The following is a 16,698-nucleotide window of genomic DNA, read 5'->3' as shown; positions in this document are numbered from 1 at the left end:
GGGGTGAGTGCTAATTCAGCAAATGCGTATTTTAAAAAGCACCCAAAAAAATGCAAGTCTTAATTGGTTTTGCCTTTATATCCAGTTAAAGATAAGCCATAAGAAGTGTTACCATCTTGATGAGTAACCTTAACGGGTAAGTAGTCTAATTTAGGTGCTAGCCAGAAAATCGTACTACGGTTTGGCTTACTTGGTTTTAAAATGACTTTTACTGTATCAAAGGTACCGTAATTGGTGCTCACACGTTCTGTACCTTGTTTAACAAAGCGACGTGCTTCAACCTCTTTTGCATCAGCAATCAAGTAAGTGGATTTTAAACCACCTGCCTTTAAATCTTCACGTAGTTGTAATTCAGCATTGAGTTCATCCAAGACACCGGCTTGCCATGCAAAAGAACGCGCTTTATCGTCTTTTTTGGTGTTAATGGTTTTGCTGCTTGGATTAAATTTAATATTCATGCTGTTATTGTGTATCAATATTTTACTGGTACGGCTAAAGCTTGATGACGAAATTTTGCCATGACTAAACGTAAAACGGCTGGTTTCCGAGGCGGATGCAATACCACCTGCTTTGGCACTAAATACATAAGTCCAGTTGTTGCCAGCTTGACTTAAGCTTCGGGTCGCAGAGCCCATATTTTTACCGTTATAGCTAAACTGATAATTGGCTTGGAATGGACTCATGGCAAAGGCTTGACTTGCCGATGCCAAAAGCACAGCGGCAACACTAATAGTCGCAAGCGCAGATTTTTTAAATGAAATAGCCATAAGTTGAAAGTCCTATGCACAATATTTGTATATAGATATTATGCACTTAGATCATGAATAAAAAATTTAAATTTAAGACTAAACTGTAGTTTTATGTGTTTTTTTGCATAGCGATTGCACACCATTAAAATTTACTTTTGCTTAATTGGCGTCACAGTATCGCTGTCTTGATTGCTACTTTGCGACGATTTTTTATCATCATCTTCCGACATTTTGTTCATAAGTGCCATCAAATTCACATTACCCATGACCATCAGCTGTGATTCACGTAATTCGGCGTGGTTAATATTCACTTTACTTAAAGTGTCTATAATCGAGCGATTTTTACCTAACCAACGATTAAGATCTAAATAGAGCAAATCATCTTTAACTTCAATAACATCAAATTTTTGTAAAATTGGCCCTAAAGGATCTTTTTTTAATACTTTGTGATAGAAGAATAAGGCACTTTGCACGCCCCATTTGTATAGGGCACTTGGATATTGGGCATCTAAAATTTGTGTATTACTTAGTTGTTCAAAGACAATGAGTTGCTTATCTTTATTGAGCTCCATTTGTAGTAGTTTTAAATCAACCGAGAGCGTCAGTTGCATCCCTTTGACATCAATTGAGGCATACAAACGTAACCAATCATCATGTAAATCTGCATGTAAGTCTTTAAGTAAACCCACGTTATCAGTTACAAAACGTTGGAAAGTGGCGTTTAAGAAGACTTGTGACAAGGCAAATTCACGTTCATCTTCAATAAATCCTTCTGCCTTTTGGTACACTTGGCGAAGGCGGTTAGAAATATTGCTTATGAGTGATTGCATGATGGGCTTCCTAGCTTGAGCTGGTTATTGTCGGATGATGTTTGCCATAATAGTTAAAATCAATCAGGTATTCTTGGCAAGTATAGCGCTACAATAATGGGCTGTTATACAGAAAAATATCAGTAGTTACCATCCCTTATACTGTATTTCTTAGATTTGTGGAATCAGGCTTTTTGTCGGTTTAATGTATGTTTAAACATCTTACAGCAGTGCAGCACGTGTGGTGGCAGGACCGACTATTTTTGCTGATGATTGGCTGCGCCGTGTTGCTGCATGGGGCAGTTTTATCTATTGAATTTGCGATGCCAGTAGAGAAAGATCAAGCCGTCAAAGAAATTGCGATTAGCATTCGACCTAGCGCAGATAAAATTGAAAGCCCTGATTTTTTAGCGCAAGCGGATCAACAAGGAGCAGGAACCTTTCGAGAAGCGCATCGAATTTCAACGCAAAGTCATGCATGGCAAGCACAAAGCAGTCAAGGGCAGCATGTGGTGCCTGAACAAAACATACAACAACATGCACAGCCTATTTCAAGCAATGATGCGCAGATATTAACCACTATTTTAAGTTGGCAAAAGCAGCATAGCCAAGATCAACGTCAGGAAGAAATCAAGCCGTTGCACAGTCAGTATCAGCAGCAAGCTGCTTTAATTGCTGGACTTGAGGCGGAATATTTACAGCAACAGCAAAATTTTAGTCGTCAGCAGCAGATTAAAACTGTAAATGGTGTTCATGCCAAAGCTGATCCTGCAGCGAGCTATTTAGAAAAATTTCGTAAAAAGGTGGAGTTCTATGGCAATCGTGATTATCCCTTAGAAGCACAGCAATTGGGCTTAGCCGGCGAGGTGCGTTTAATGGTGATTTTGGCAGCCAATGGACAGGTGATAGCGCTGCGTTTATTAGACAGCTCAGGCTCTGCCATTTTAGATGAAGCGGCTAAGGCATCAGTGCGTAAGGCGGCGCCTTTTCCACGTTTTGACCGTGCCTTAGGCGACACGCAAGAGTTACGTATTGTACGGACTTGGCGTTTTGATCCGGCTGATGCTGAATTTGAAGTCAAATAAAAAAGCGAGCCGAAGCTCGCTTTGTTTAAAATGCTTGCTGAATTAATCTTGTTCTAAATAAGGATTGGCTAGACCTAATTTAGCTAAAATCTCAATTTCAAGCGCTTCCATTTCTTCAGCATCTTCATCTGAGGTTTCATGGTCATAGCCCATTAGATGTAATGTGCCATGCACCAACATATGCGTGAAATGCTCAAGCGGCGTTTTATGTTGCTCAATGGCTTCGCGTAGTACCACAGGAATACAAATCACTAAATCGCCAATTGGGAAACTGTCTAAGACAGCAGCCATTTCATCAGGTAAATCGCTTGGAAAAGATAACACATTGGTTGGTTTGTCTTTTTGACGATATTCTAGATTGAGTTGATGACTGGCATCATTATCAACACAGGCAATACCCATTTCGCAGTTACTTTGCGTTTCAATGTGGCGTAGCGTGGTTTCTACAACTTTTTTAATATAAGCGCGTTTTAAGTTTAACTCTGGCGCGCTTATTTCTTGCTGTAGGGAAAGACTGATTTTCAAAACAGATCCTTAAAATTTAAACTTGATGCTGCTGATCAGCTTTAGCATCATTTTCGGCCACCAACGCCTGTTGCAGGGCTTTACGTTGTTCACGTTCAGCGCGGGTTAGGCGTTGTTGCTCAGAGTCCCAACCCTCGTAGGCTTCAACAATTTTTTGTACCAATTGGTGACGCACGACATCACGAGAGTGGAATCGGGTAATGTGAATTTCTTTAATATTTTCGATGATGCGTAGTGCATGCGATAAGCCAGATTGTTGACCACGCGGTAAATCGACCTGTGTCACGTCACCGGTAATCACCGCACGCGAACCAAAACCTAAACGGGTTAAGAACATTTTCATTTGTTCAGGTGTGGTGTTTTGCGCTTCATCTAAAATCACAAAAGAATGGTTTAGAGTACGTCCGCGCATGTAGGCCAGCGGGGCAACTTCAATGACTTGACGTTCAATCAGTTTTGCCACTTTTTCAAAGCCCAGCATTTCATATAAAGCGTCATACAGCGGGCGTAAATAAGGGTCAATTTTTTGGGTTAAATCACCCGGTAAAAAACCCAGCTTTTCGCCTGCCTCTACCGCAGGGCGTACCAATAAAATACGTTGAATTTCATTGCGCTCAAGCATATCTACCGCAGCAGCAACTGCAAGGTAGGTTTTACCTGTACCCGCAGGGCCAATACCAAAAGAAATATCACTTTGTAAAATACGTTGTACATAACGTTTTTGATTGGCACCGCGTGGGTTAATTCGCCCTTTGCGGGTTTGAAGCCATACGTTGTCTAAACCTGTATGTTCTTGCTCGGATAAGTCCTCTTGCAGCTCACGATCGGTCTGACTGCCTTGAATCATCATATGCAAGGTATCTGCACTAATTTGTTTGGCATTTTCAGACTCTTCATGCAGGCTTTGCAAGAGCACTTCGGCTCTCTCGACTGCTTCAATTTCACCATCAATAAAGAATGTGTCGCCACGATGGGAAATTTCTACCTCTAAGCGTTGTTCAATTTGCTTCAAGTGACCGTTATATGCACCAAGCATATTTTGTAAACGGTCCATTGAAATGCCGGGAAAATTTACTGTACGTCGAATCGTTGCAGTCAAGAGAATTCCTTTGAAATAGTTGTTTTGGCAATATCCTTACATTACGCCACGTCAGGCTCAAGATTCAATAGCTCACCGTAAACTAAATTCAAAGTTTTAATTTCGGTAATTTCAATCTCAGCAAAGCGACCCACCCAAGCGGCATCACCAATAAAGGTCACATAACGGGTGTTGTCTGCTGTACCAACGAGCATGTTTGGATCTTTATCAGAGACTTTTTCAATCAGCACACGTTGAATCGTGCCGAGCATGGCATCAGTTTTATCAATACTTGAGCGTTTAATCCATTGTTGTACTTTGGCTAAGCGTTCTTTTTTGACATCTTCAGGCGTTGTATCTTCAAGTTCAGCCGCAGGTGTACCTGGACGTTTTGAATAGATAAAGCTGTATGAGTGATCAAAGTCTAAATCTTTGATAAATTGGAATGTTTCCTCAAAATGCTCGTCGGTTTCACCTGGGAAGCCAATAATAAAGTCACTGGATAAATGCATATCAGGACGCACAGCACGTAACTTTTTAATTTTTTCGATATACACGTCAATAGTATGGTTACGTTTCATGGCTTGTAACACTGCATTAGAACCGCTTTGTACAGGTAAATGCAGGTGCGAAACCATTTGTGGTAAGTCACGGTAGCACTGAATCAGGTCATCATTAAATTCAAGTGGATGCGATGTGGTATAACGCAAACGACCAATGCCTGGAATTTCTGCAACAAGACGTAACAAATCTGCAAAGGTACAGATTTGACCATCGAAGGTTTCACCGCGATAGCCATTCACGTTTTGACCTAAGAGCGAAATTTCACGCACGCCTTTTTCAGCAAGTCCTGCAATTTCGGCTAAAACGTCATCTAAAGGACGTGATACTTCTTCACCGCGGGTATACGGTACGACACAGAAAGAGCAGTATTTTGAACAGCCTTCCATGATCGAAACGAAGGCTTTATAACCTTCCACGCGTGGTTCTGGTAAGAAGTCAAATTTTTCGATGTCTGGGAAAGAAATATCCACCAGTTTGATTTTTTCTTTCTTGGGTTTTTCGATCTGGTCAAAATGCTGATCCAGCATTTGTGGTAAACGGTGTAGTGTTTGTGGACCAAAAACCATATCTACGTATTGAGCGCGTTTTTGGATGTTGTCCCCTTCTTGCGACGCGACACAGCCACCTACACCAATAATAAGATCTGGATTTTTCTCTTTAAGCTTGCGCCAACGACCGAGTTCTGAGAATACTTTTTCTTGGGCTTTTTCACGAATTGAGCAGGTATTCATCAGTAGAATATCGGCATCTTTAGGATCGGTTGTTAGCACATAACCATGTGAATCGCCTAACAAGTCTGCCATACGATGACTGTCGTACTCATTCATCTGACACCCTTGGGTTTCGATATACAGTTTTTTAACTGATCCATCGACTGGGGTGTGCTGTGGCTGGGTAACAGTGTTTTCTGAGGCAGCTGGGGCAGCAGAAGGAGTGAAGGTTTGAACCGTCATGTAAGCTCCTAAACGATAAAACGGGATAAAGCACGCGACATTCTGGGAAAAATAGACCTTGAATGTGGCAAAATTGCCATAGCGCGCATGAGAAATGAAAGGGGCACATTTTAGCAGGAAATTTTAGCAAACGGACAGCGCTAATTGGTGCAGGCATCAGATTGATTTATGGATAAAAAATGTCTGAAAATTAATATTGTGTAATCATAAGGTTACACAACTCAACACACGACTTAACTCAGAGTATTTAAACTAGCCGAAAATGGTGAGTGAAACGACTCAGGCGAAACCCAAATGACGAAACAGCAGCGTATGTCTACCTTCAGTAACATCATGATCCAACATAAAAAGCATTTAAAACTGGCATTGGGGGTCGCATCAATTGCCGTTGCGGGCTGTGCAACAGCAGCAGAACAACAATTCAATGATGCCTTACGTGCCGCTAATGCGGGTAACACCGAATTATTACGCCAATATCAGGTCTCGATGCAAAATGATGTGCTGGGCTACTATCCTGAATATTGGTTACTCAACCGTAATTTAGCCTCACAAAGTCCTCAAGCAATTATGAGTTTCGCACAGCGCTATCCAAACTCAGCCATGGCAGAAAAATTAAGTGCGGACTATGTGGAAGAAAAAGTCAAAATGGCCGATTTTGCCCCGGCCCAGCCTGTATTGCAGTATGTGCATAATGCCGATCAAGCAGAAAGTTGTGCCATCGCGCAAGTCAGAGCCAAAATGGGTGATCCCTTAGTATTTGCTGAATATAAAGATGTCTGGTTGGCCACCAATACGCAACCTGAATCCTGTACCGGTTTAGGTCGTATGATGTTATCAAGTCCGCTGATGACCACACAAGATCGGCAGCAGCGAGTGTGGGTGCAGCTGCGCGCCGGTCAAGCTGGGCAAGCGATTGCAACAGCACAAACCATGGGCATGAATTTATCACTAGCGCAGCTCAATCAAATTCAGGCTAATCCACTGAATTATTTATGGTCAGCCCCTAAAGCCAGCAATATTGATCACGCCTATTTAATTTATGCCATGGGACGTTTAGCCGATAGCGATTTAGATACTGCGATTGCCTCAGTACCACGTGCTGCAGAAGGTACACCGCAAGATGTACAACGCGCACTGTACCGCGCCGTGGGCTATATTGGCGGTACAACGGTGATGAAAAATAACTTTAAAGCCGATGTGATTAAATATTTAGACGCCAGTTATGGTTTGCCATTTAGTGCAGAAGAGGCTGAAATTTATGCCCGTCAAGCCATTCGTTTTAGCCATTGGGAAGCTTTAATCCGCGCGATTGATGCTATGAGCCCAACGCAGCGTCAAGAAGATCGTTGGCAATATTGGTTAGCGCGTGCATCTGAGCAACGTGGTGACAGTAAATCCAAACGCACTGCTCAAGAGATTTATAAGCGCCTAGCGCAAGGCGATGATTATCATAATTTGTTGGCCAAAGCGCGCGTTGGTGAAGCACCCAAACTACCGTTAAGTAGTGAGCCAAGTCAAAGTGATGTGGTGCGTTTAAGCCAAGACATTCATTTTAATCGAGCTTTTGCCTTGCGTAGCGTGGGTGCAGCAGATAGTTATGTTAATCGTGAGTGGAATTGGGCGGTTCGCCAAGCGTACCTAAAACATGACGATGGCTTATTGTTGGCCGCTGCCAAACGCGCCACCGATATGGGCTGGTACGACCGTGCAATCTATGCGGCTGACCGTACTGTTAAAAAACATAACTATAATTATCGTTTTGCTACACCGCATAAAGATTTAGTGGTCAATCATAGCTACCGTGCTGGTATAGATCCTGCATGGGCTTATGGACTCATGCGTCAAGAAAGTCGTTTTAATACAGGCGCACGTTCACATGTTGGGGCTGGGGGGTTAATGCAAATTATGCCAGATACGGCCAAATTGGTGGCTAAAAATATGGGTGAAGCCTATAACCCTGCGGCCTTAACGGATCCAAACACCAATTTACGTTATGGCACGTTTTATTTATCGATGATTCATCAGCAATTGAGTCAAAATGCGGTACTGGCCACAGCAGGTTACAATGCTGGACCTAACCGTGCCCGTCGTTGGCAACCAGAGACACAATCTTTAGCTGCAGATCAATATACAGAATCAATTCCTTTGCTAGAAACACGTGACTATGTCAAACATGTCATGACCAATGCCACGCATTACGGCATGTTGTTGGGGCAGGGTGCTAAACCCATCAGTCAACGTATGACTAGCATCCCAATGCGTATGAGTACTCCTTAAGAGGATGAATGATTTGAACTATTGGACAGGTTTTAGCTTGGCATTATTGACTTGGGGCTTAGCTTCTCAGGTTAATGCAGGCACGCCTGTCACGGGTTATGTAATGCAAATTCAGATGACACCTGCGATGTGTCATCTCAACAGTAGTCAAAGTAAGAAGCGCAAATGTTTAGAGGGGTATTCTTTAAATATTGTGGGTTTATATCCTGAACACATGTCAGCGCGTTGTCGGACCACATCATCGGCCACCTTACCCCCCTTACAAGCCAAAGTGGTAGCACGGGTCATGCCCGATGAACCCGCACGCTTGCAACTTTGGAACAGTGTGGGGGGCTGTGTCCCTATGAATGCCAGTCAGTATTTCCGTGCCATTATTAATTATGCGGATCGTTTAAAAGTTCCGACTGATCTTTCGCGGGCTGAAACCTATCAAGTCTCAGCCAGTCATATTCAGCAAGAATTTTTAAGATTAAATCCGCAGCTCACTAGCAAAGCACTGCATTTTCACTGTCAAAGTCAACGTCATATGAGCTATCTGACCGAAGTTCGAGTGTGTTATAACGCCAAAGGACAGTACAAAGCCTGTCCACAACCGGTTCAATCGAATTGCCCAACACGCTATTACATAAAAGGGGCGTACTAAGTTTTTTTGAAAATTTATTTATATTTTCTATCATACTTTTGTGGAAATGCATTCTGTTTTACATGCATCTGGCGAAGGATTGGAGTACAATCTTTGCCGTTTATGCTTATTAAGATTAAATAGAACAGCTATTTAATCATTATGACGATCCTCGATTGGAGATAATTACATGAAGCAACCTGTTCGCGTTGCCGTTACTGGCGCTGCTGGTCAAATCGGTTACAGCTTATTATTCCGTATTGCTAGCGGTGAAATGTTGGGTAAAGACCAACCAGTTATCCTTCAATTATTAGAAGTTCCTTTTGAGAAAGCTCAAGCTGCGCTTAAAGGCGTAATGATGGAACTTGACGACTGTGCTTTCCCATTATTGGCTGGCATGATCGGTACTGATGATCCTAAAGTTGCATTTAAAGATGCTGATTACGCGCTTCTTGTTGGTTCACGTCCACGTGGTCCAGGTATGGAACGTGCTGAATTACTTACTGAAAATGGTAAGATCTTTATCGGTCAAGGCCAAGCACTGAACGAAGTTGCAAGCCGTGACGTTAAAGTTCTTGTTGTAGGTAACCCTGCGAACACGAATGCTTACATCGCAATGAAATCTGCTCCAGATCTTCCAGCGAAAAACTTCACAGCAATGTTACGTCTTGACCACAACCGTGCGTTAAGCCAACTTGCTCAAAAAGCAAATGTTGCAGTTTCTGATATCAAAACAATGACTGTTTGGGGTAACCACTCTCCAACAATGTATGCTGACTACCGTTTTGCTACAGTAAACGGCGAAAGCTTAAAAGACAAAATCAACGATGCTGAATGGAACAAAGATGTGTTCCTTCCAACTGTTGGTAAACGTGGTGCTGCGATCATCGAAGCGCGTGGTTTATCTTCTGCTGCATCTGCTGCAAACGCTGCAATTGACCATATGCGTGATTGGGCGCTTGGCACAAACGGCGAATGGGTAACGATGGGTATTCCTTCTGACGGTTCTTATGGTATCCCTGAAGGCGTAATGTTCGGTTTCCCTGTAACTTGCGAAAATGGCGAATACAAGATCGTTCAAGGTCTTGAAATCGACGAATTCAGCCGTGAGCGTATCCAATTCACGCTTGACGAGTTAGAAGGCGAGCGCGCAGCAATTGCTGACATGCTTAAATAATTTAGTTTTTAACTAAATTAAAAAAGAGCACTCCTGTTGGGGTGCTTTTTTTATGTACAAAAAATAACACCCTGCAAACGTGTTGTAGCTGATCTTAAATCCAAAGCCCGTTAGTGTAGAAGCAAGTGATGACTTGACAGGATCAGAATATGTTTGATGAACAACCCACTTTAGAATTATTGTTTCAGCAACTTGGCTTAGACAGCAATCAAGCTGACATTGATGCATTTATTAGTGATCATCAATTAGATCAGAACATGCCCTTACATAAAGCGCCATTTTGGAGTCCGTCGCAACGTGACTTTATTATTAGTCACTGGAAAAAAGACGACGATTGGGCGATTGTAGTAGATGAACTCAATGCTTTGTTGCACCAAAATGATGGTAAAGATGTATAGATGCTATGGTTGTACAAATTGAAACAACAAACCTAGTCAAAATGACTAGGTTTTTTTTACGCTTTCTTATAAGTTATACACATAATAAATGACAAATAAATTGATAAGAGGCGCTAATTATGCAACATAAACCATCTTTAGAGCTGTTATTTTCACAATTGGGTCTTGCTAACAGTCCTGCAGCTATTGAACTTTACGTGCGCACTCACCAATTGCCTGCGGCAGTTTCTCTACACGATGCGCCTTTTTGGAATAAAGGTCAGCGCTCATTGCTCATTAGTCATTTGGTACAAGATGATGATTGGGCAATTTGGGTGGATGAATTGAATCAACAATTACATCTAGATGCCTACCGCTTACAAACTGCATAAAAAAACGCCTCATTAGAGGCGTTTTTTTAATGCATTTTGGCTTTTAAAATTTGATGAAACCACTCTTGTTCACGGTAAGCATTAAAACACGGGTGCTGATGTACCAAATCAAAATCAAAATCTTTGCTTTGACTATATTTCTTTAACCAATAACGGGTCATTGCTGGCTCTTCTTTGGCTGCTGAAGCATAAGCCAAGAAGAAGAATACATCGCTATGTTCGGCTTGGGTCAAGGCTTTCATAATTTGCTGTGTAATCAGCGCATAATGCTTTTCGCGCGTTAGCTCAAAGAACAACATATAGGCTTTGGCCAAATGCAAAGATAGCTTGATATACAAAATCATCTCAATTTCTTCAAACTCAATGCGGCCTTGCTCTAATAGCACAATGGCTTCTTGTAAAAAATGCACCTGTTCTTGACGTACTTGGCTAAGAGTGACCAATTGCAAACGTAGATCACCACGCTCTAACGCAAGTTCTGGGGTATTGCCCTGCAAAAATAATTGATCTGTTTCACCAATACGTTGAATAATTTGTTTGGTGGTCATACGCATTGGCTTTATCCTCAATTGCTTACAATATGCAGCCTATTATGAGGCTGATTCTAAAAATTTAAAGGCTTAAAAGATCGAGTTGTCACTACGTAACCAAGCAGTAATGGAGAGGCGTTGTTGTTTGGAAGCTAAAACTTCATGTAGTAAATCACTTTGGAACAGTGCAATACGGTTAGGTTGAGGCTTGATAATATGCCAAGCACCGTGTTTATCTTGCAAGCGTAATTCACCGCCCCAATCATTTTGCCAATGTTCATGCAAATAATACACGCTTGAAATCATACGACCATTTTTGCCTTGCGGATTATCACGGTGCAGCGCATAAAACTCGCCAGCGTTATAGCAGGCAAAATGTGCTTCTACATCTTTAATGCCCAAATAAAAGGCGCGGTTTAAATGATGTGCTAAGGCAGCTAGAGTCTGGCTATGTTGATCGGAGACTTGAAGTTCTGGTTTAAGCCATAAAATATGGTCGCTTCTAATATCACTGACTACACCATTTTGAATGGCGGCGTTGCGAAACTCATCTAAATGTAATAAGCATTCTTGTACGACTGCTTGCTGATAGTGTTGAGGGTAGGCGGCATCAATAATACTCAATCCGTGTTGATCTAAATCATCGAGGATTTGATCAATGTTCCAACCTAAAGGGATTGTGGCTGCGTCCATATACAAACTCTCTATACATCACGAAAAAAGGTCAGCTATTCTAGAGCAAGAATCGGCTCGGAAAGAAACACTTTTTCATGCTAAAATACGTGTTGATCTTAGGAATTGAATGAAACATGAATTACCGACACCATTTCCATGCAGGCAACTTTGCCGATGTCATGAAGCACGTTTTATTGCTTCAGATTTTGACTCGCCTTAATCAAAAAGATAAGCCATATCGCTATATCGATACACATGGTGGTGCGGGTAAATATGATTTATCAACTTCAGCAGCACAAAAATCAGGCGAATTTTTAAATGGTATTCACCGTTTAGTCAAGCTTGATGACTCGATTAAACGTAATGCACCTGAGGGTGTAAAACAGTATTTAGATATTGTTGAAAAAATGCGTGAGGGTTCAGGTAAAGGTGCTTACCCTGGTTCGCCGTGGTTTGCTTTAGAAGGCATGCGCGACACCGATAAAGCCACTATTTTTGAAATGCAGCGTGATGTATTTCAACAGCTATATATGAACATTCGTGACAAGCGCGCAGGTTTACATGAGCGTGACGCTTACGAAGGTTTATTAGGGGTGATTCCACCGAAAGAAAAACGCGGCTTGGTGATGATTGATCCACCTTACGAATTAGAGCGTAAGGACTTCCCACAATTGGTTGAGCTGATTGTTGCCGCTTACAAAAAATGGCCAACAGGCGTATTTGCAATTTGGTACCCAATTAAAGACCGTGCCATGATTGAGCGCTTTGAAAAGAAAATGTACAAAACAGGCATTCGTCGTCAATTGGTCTGTGAAGTCTGTGTGTGGCCAGATGACACCCCTGTGGGCTTAAACGGCTGTGGTTTACTGGTGATCAATCCACCTTGGAAATTCTCTCAAGATGCAGATGAAGCTTTACAATGGTTATTCCCACATTTACGCATGAGCGAAAATGGTGGTCATGCTGCGGTGCGTTGGTTAGTCGGCGAATAAGCACTGACTCAAGATTTAGTTAGAGAAAAATGGTTACAGTTAGGATAGAAAATAATGACAAATCAATCGAAGCCTGAGGGAGAATATAGTTCTCAAGATCACGATCATGATGGGATTACGTTTGAAGTGGTGGAAGAAGAACAAACTCATGAAGGGCGTAAGGTGAAGCGTCGTGGTATCTATCTGTGGCCAAATCTGATAACAACCGCAGCGTTGTTATCAGGCTTTTATTCGATTATTGCCAGTATGAATGGGGAGTTTCAACAAGCCATTTATGCAATTTTTGTGGCTGCATTGCTTGATGGTTTAGATGGTCGTGTGGCACGTGCTATAGGGGCACAAAGTGCCTTTGGTGAGCAGTTTGACTCATTGTCAGATTTACTGGCCTTTGGTGTTGCCCCCGCAATTTTAATGTATAGCTGGAGTTTAAATGACTTAGGTCGTTTAGGTTTAGCAGCTTGCTTTGTCTATACGGCTTGTGCTGCTTTTCGCTTAGCCCGTTTTAATGTTCAAATTGGTGTAGTGGATAAACGTTACTTTATTGGGGTTGCCAGTCCTTTAGCAGCCATCATGATGGTGACCTTGGTTTGGGTGGGCTTAAATACGCCAGAAATCTTTGATTTAAGTGATTTGGGTGTTCAAATTGTTAATGCAGTCTCGATTGTGGTTGCGGGTCTTTTGATGATATCCAATATTAAATATTATTCATTTAAGACTGTTGACCGTAAGCGGGTACCATTTGCCGTGCTACCTCTTGCAGTGTTTATTCTTGCTGCGGTAACGTATAACATTCCAGTAGGTATTTTGGTGATCTCGGTCATTTATGCATTATCTGGTTTTGTAACAACATTTATGGCGAGAAAGAATCACCACGCATAACAAGATAAGGAGCTTGATATGCAGTTGTTTCAGGATTTAATCGATCGTTCTAAACAATTTTATCAGGCTCCACCTCAGCCCGTAGCGCTGCATGCCCAACAAGGGCGTTATAAAATTATTCACCAAGCAATAAAAATTCCAAATTTACCTGCACCACTACATTATCTTAATTTCTACAGCTTAATTGGTCAGCCTCGGGCGCCAATTTTTCAACAGCCGCATCTTAATATCCAGAAGCCTTTACAAGTGGCAACTGTACTCGCGAGCAGTAGTATGCATAGTGTGGGGCATTTTCATGCCTATGACATTGCTCAAGACTGTTCATTTCAAGAGCAACAATTTCAATTTGCTGAGCGTGAACAGCTTTCAGGGAAATTGCCTTATTTAAAATTAGAGAGGCGGGATCCAGAGCTGAGTTTTAAGCTGAACATCCAAAGCTTAGATCTGGTCAGTTATTTTTGTCAGCTACGTTGGTCATTAGGTCAGTATTGGTCGCTCCCTTGTCAGTGTCAGGGACAAGTGATTTATAAAGATCAAGTTTATGCTATTGATCAATTGGGTGTGGTGGAATATGGTCGGGCTATCGACTTTAGTTGGCTACCTTTAGCTTTTTATATTTATCAACTGATTCCGCTCAGTGATACCCAACAATTGATTGTGCTGCAATTGCGGGATCAGTTTAATTTAGTTCTCTACTCACGCTTGTATCTAAAAAATATTGCGACCGGACAAGTACAGATCTTTGATAAAAATTTGTGTTTAGAGATTCAAAGATTATATCCATGTGTAAGAACCCCTAATGATCAATCTATGTATTTACCACGAGTGTTTTGTTGGTCATTGCAACAACATGACATTAAGATAGACATTTGTGGACAAAGTCGTGGTGATTTTAAATTTGGCTTAGCAGCAGGTTTTGTCGGTAGCTTCTCCTATCAAGTCGTCATTAATGGCCAAAAATTTGAAGGTGAGCATGGCTATTGTGAATATGTAGATTGTCGCAGTTTAAAATACCAAGAGCTAAAACAAGATCAAACACAGTGTGATTTGGCTTTTAGTCCTATGGTGATTATCGCTAAAGAAGATGGTTGGTGATTTAATATACAATCAACAACTCAAAATTTATCTTTTTAACTTAAATCACTTGCAAGACGATTAAATCTCTCTATAATGCCCATCCATCGGCGGTGATTGAAATAAATCGCTTGACTCTTGTGAGAATAAGAGTATTATAGCCGACTACTTGCTTCTGACGAAGATGCAAGAAAATCATTAAGAGATTATGAAGAACAACTTGTGTGGATTTTTACTGGTTGATCAATCGAATATATTTTCATTGATAATTGGTAAGAATTTCTCGAAGTTTATTTGAGCAAATTTTTTGTCAGTAATTGATGAGCCAAGATTGGTGCCCTATAGGCACTATTGATTTTAAACTGAAGAGTTTGATCATGGCTCAGATTGAACGCTGGCGGCAGGCTTAACACATGCAAGTCGAGCGGATGAAGGTAGCTTGCTACTGGATTCAGCGGCGGACGGGTGAGTAATGCTTAGGAATCTGCCCATTAATGGGGGACAACAGTTGGAAACGACTGCTAATACCGCATACGCCCTACGGGGGAAAGCAGGGGATCTTCGGACCTTGCGTTAATGGATGAGCCTAAGTCGGATTAGCTAGTTGGTGGGGTAAAGGCCTACCAAGGCGACGATCTGTAGCGGGTCTGAGAGGATGATCCGCCACACTGGGACTGAGACACGGCCCAGACTCCTACGGGAGGCAGCAGTGGGGAATATTGGACAATGGGCGAAAGCCTGATCCAGCCATGCCGCGTGTGTGAAGAAGGCCTTTTGGTTGTAAAGCACTTTAAGCGAGGAGGAGGCTACTTAGATTAATACTCTAGGATAGTGGACGTTACTCGCAGAATAAGCACCGGCTAACTCTGTGCCAGCAGCCGCGGTAATACAGAGGGTGCGAGCGTTAATCGGATTTACTGGGCGTAAAGCGTGCGTAGGCGGCTTTTTAAGTCGGATGTGAAATCCCTGAGCTTAACTTAGGAATTGCATTCGATACTGGGAAGCTAGAGTATGGGAGAGGATGGTAGAATTCCAGGTGTAGCGGTGAAATGCGTAGAGATCTGGAGGAATACCGATGGCGAAGGCAGCCATCTGGCCTAATACTGACGCTGAGGTACGAAAGCATGGGGAGCAAACAGGATTAGATACCCTGGTAGTCCATGCCGTAAACGATGTCTACTAGCCGTTGGGGCCTTTGAGGCTTTAGTGGCGCAGCTAACGCGATAAGTAGACCGCCTGGGGAGTACGGTCGCAAGACTAAAACTCAAATGAATTGACGGGGGCCCGCACAAGCGGTGGAGCATGTGGTTTAATTCGATGCAACGCGAAGAACCTTACCTGGTCTTGACATACAGAGAACTTTCCAGAGATGGATTGGTGCCTTCGGGAACTCTGATACAGGTGCTGCATGGCTGTCGTCAGCTCGTGTCGTGAGATGTTGGGTTAAGTCCCGCAACGAGCGCAACCCTTTTCCTTATTTGCCAGCACTTCGGGTGGGAACTTTAAGGATACTGCCAGTGACAAACTGGAGGAAGGCGGGGACGACGTCAAGTCATCATGGCCCTTACGACCAGGGCTACACACGTGCTACAATGGTCGGTACAAAGGGTTGCTACCTCGCGAGAGGATGCTAATCTCAAAAAGCCGATCGTAGTCCGGATTGGAGTCTGCAACTCGACTCCATGAAGTCGGAATCGCTAGTAATCGCGGATCAGAATGCCGCGGTGAATACGTTCCCGGGCCTTGTACACACCGCCCGTCACACCATGGGAGTTTGTTGCACCAGAAGTAGGTAGTCTAACCGTAAGGAGGACGCTTACCACGGTGTGGCCGATGACTGGGGTGAAGTCGTAACAAGGTAGCCGTAGGGGAACCTGCGGCTGGATCACCTCCTTAACGAAAGATTGGCGACCGGTAAGAATCCACAACAAGTTGTTCTT

At 42.6% G+C, this 16,698-nt stretch carries 16 protein-coding genes and 1 rRNA gene; 10 read left to right on the top strand and 7 right to left on the bottom strand.

The features are described 5' to 3' along the window. Positions 1–59: 59 nt before the first annotated feature. The gene (locus AC5YCI_RS09750) at positions 60–767 is read right to left on the bottom strand and encodes a DUF3108 domain-containing protein (protein ID WP_496129823.1); all 708 of its coding nucleotides are present in this window, start codon (positions 765–767) and stop codon (positions 60–62) included. Between the two features lie 131 nt (positions 768–898). Further along, positions 899–1,579, bottom strand: a complete 681-nt coding sequence (locus tag AC5YCI_RS09745) for a hypothetical protein (RefSeq protein ID WP_496129824.1) — start codon at positions 1,577–1,579, stop codon at positions 899–901. Positions 1,580–1,767: 188 nt separating this feature from the next. Here AC5YCI_RS09745 and AC5YCI_RS09740 point away from each other — a divergent pair, with 188 nt between their 5' ends. Continuing rightward, positions 1,768–2,643 carry an energy transducer TonB gene (locus AC5YCI_RS09740; protein ID WP_496129825.1) on the top strand — a complete coding sequence of 292 codons (876 nt, stop codon included), beginning with the start codon at positions 1,768–1,770 and terminating at the stop codon, positions 2,641–2,643. A 42-nt stretch (positions 2,644–2,685) separates the two neighbouring features. Here AC5YCI_RS09740 and ybeY read toward each other — a convergent pair whose 3' ends face one another. Genes ybeY through miaB form a run of 3 tightly spaced genes read right to left on the bottom strand, consistent with a single transcriptional unit; the run spans position 2,686 to position 5,763 of the window. Further along, positions 2,686–3,168, bottom strand: a complete 483-nt coding sequence (gene ybeY / locus AC5YCI_RS09735; RefSeq protein WP_496129826.1) for an rRNA maturation RNase YbeY — start codon at positions 3,166–3,168, stop codon at positions 2,686–2,688. A gap of 16 nt (positions 3,169–3,184) precedes the next feature. Next, positions 3,185–4,267: a PhoH family protein gene (locus AC5YCI_RS09730; protein WP_496129827.1), complete on the bottom strand. Its 1,083-nt coding sequence runs from the start codon at positions 4,265–4,267 to the stop codon at positions 3,185–3,187. Between the two features lie 41 nt (positions 4,268–4,308). Beyond that, complete coding sequence (gene miaB / locus AC5YCI_RS09725; RefSeq protein ID WP_496129828.1) at positions 4,309–5,763, bottom strand: tRNA (N6-isopentenyl adenosine(37)-C2)-methylthiotransferase MiaB; 1,455 nt, start codon at positions 5,761–5,763, stop codon at positions 4,309–4,311. A gap of 312 nt (positions 5,764–6,075) precedes the next feature. Between miaB and AC5YCI_RS09720 the strand changes: the two genes are divergently transcribed. From AC5YCI_RS09720 to AC5YCI_RS09700, 5 genes are all read left to right on the top strand, one after another. Then, a complete protein-coding gene (locus tag AC5YCI_RS09720) occupies positions 6,076–8,040 on the top strand; it encodes a lytic transglycosylase domain-containing protein (protein ID WP_496129839.1) in 1,965 nt (654 codons plus the stop codon). Positions 8,041–8,044: 4 nt separating this feature from the next. Continuing rightward, a complete protein-coding gene (locus tag AC5YCI_RS09715) occupies positions 8,045–8,683 on the top strand; it encodes a ribonuclease T2 family protein (protein WP_496129829.1) in 639 nt (212 codons plus the stop codon). Between the two features lie 169 nt (positions 8,684–8,852). After that, the gene (locus tag AC5YCI_RS09710; protein ID WP_496129830.1) at positions 8,853–9,839 is read left to right on the top strand and encodes a malate dehydrogenase; all 987 of its coding nucleotides are present in this window, start codon (positions 8,853–8,855) and stop codon (positions 9,837–9,839) included. A 149-nt stretch (positions 9,840–9,988) separates the two neighbouring features. Then, positions 9,989–10,237 carry a DUF2789 family protein gene (locus tag AC5YCI_RS09705; protein WP_496129831.1) on the top strand — a complete coding sequence of 83 codons (249 nt, stop codon included), beginning with the start codon at positions 9,989–9,991 and terminating at the stop codon, positions 10,235–10,237. Between the two features lie 119 nt (positions 10,238–10,356). Continuing rightward, on the top strand, positions 10,357–10,608 hold the full coding sequence (locus AC5YCI_RS09700) for a DUF2789 family protein (RefSeq protein ID WP_496129832.1): 252 nt from the start codon (positions 10,357–10,359) through the stop codon (positions 10,606–10,608). Between the two features lie 26 nt (positions 10,609–10,634). On the opposite strand, the gene AC5YCI_RS09695 is transcribed toward AC5YCI_RS09700, so the two are convergent. Then, positions 10,635–11,162, bottom strand: a complete 528-nt coding sequence (locus AC5YCI_RS09695) for a hypothetical protein (protein WP_496129833.1) — start codon at positions 11,160–11,162, stop codon at positions 10,635–10,637. 66 nt (positions 11,163–11,228) lie between these two features. Beyond that, positions 11,229–11,831 carry a 2OG-Fe(II) oxygenase gene (locus tag AC5YCI_RS09690; RefSeq protein ID WP_496129834.1) on the bottom strand — a complete coding sequence of 201 codons (603 nt, stop codon included), beginning with the start codon at positions 11,829–11,831 and terminating at the stop codon, positions 11,229–11,231. A gap of 116 nt (positions 11,832–11,947) precedes the next feature. Between AC5YCI_RS09690 and AC5YCI_RS09685 the strand changes: the two genes are divergently transcribed. The 4 genes from AC5YCI_RS09685 to AC5YCI_RS09670 all read left to right on the top strand — a co-directional run bounded on the left by AC5YCI_RS09685 (position 11,948) and on the right by AC5YCI_RS09670 (position 16,654). Beyond that, positions 11,948–12,805 carry a 23S rRNA (adenine(2030)-N(6))-methyltransferase RlmJ gene (locus AC5YCI_RS09685; RefSeq protein WP_496129835.1) on the top strand — a complete coding sequence of 286 codons (858 nt, stop codon included), beginning with the start codon at positions 11,948–11,950 and terminating at the stop codon, positions 12,803–12,805. A gap of 54 nt (positions 12,806–12,859) precedes the next feature. Further along, positions 12,860–13,684 (top strand): CDP-diacylglycerol--serine O-phosphatidyltransferase, encoded by an 825-nt coding sequence (pssA, locus tag AC5YCI_RS09680; protein ID WP_496129836.1) that lies wholly within the window; start codon positions 12,860–12,862, stop codon positions 13,682–13,684. Positions 13,685–13,702: 18 nt separating this feature from the next. Next, complete coding sequence (locus tag AC5YCI_RS09675; RefSeq protein WP_496175497.1) at positions 13,703–14,779, top strand: DUF6670 family protein; 1,077 nt, start codon at positions 13,703–13,705, stop codon at positions 14,777–14,779. Positions 14,780–15,117: 338 nt separating this feature from the next. After that, positions 15,118–16,654, top strand: a 16S ribosomal RNA gene (locus AC5YCI_RS09670). The last annotated feature ends 44 nt before the right edge of the window (positions 16,655–16,698 follow it).

This window comes from Acinetobacter sp. CY17 (assembly GCF_059515825.1).
Note: the sequence above shows the minus strand (reverse complement) of the source record. Positions and strands in the feature narration are given on the sequence as shown.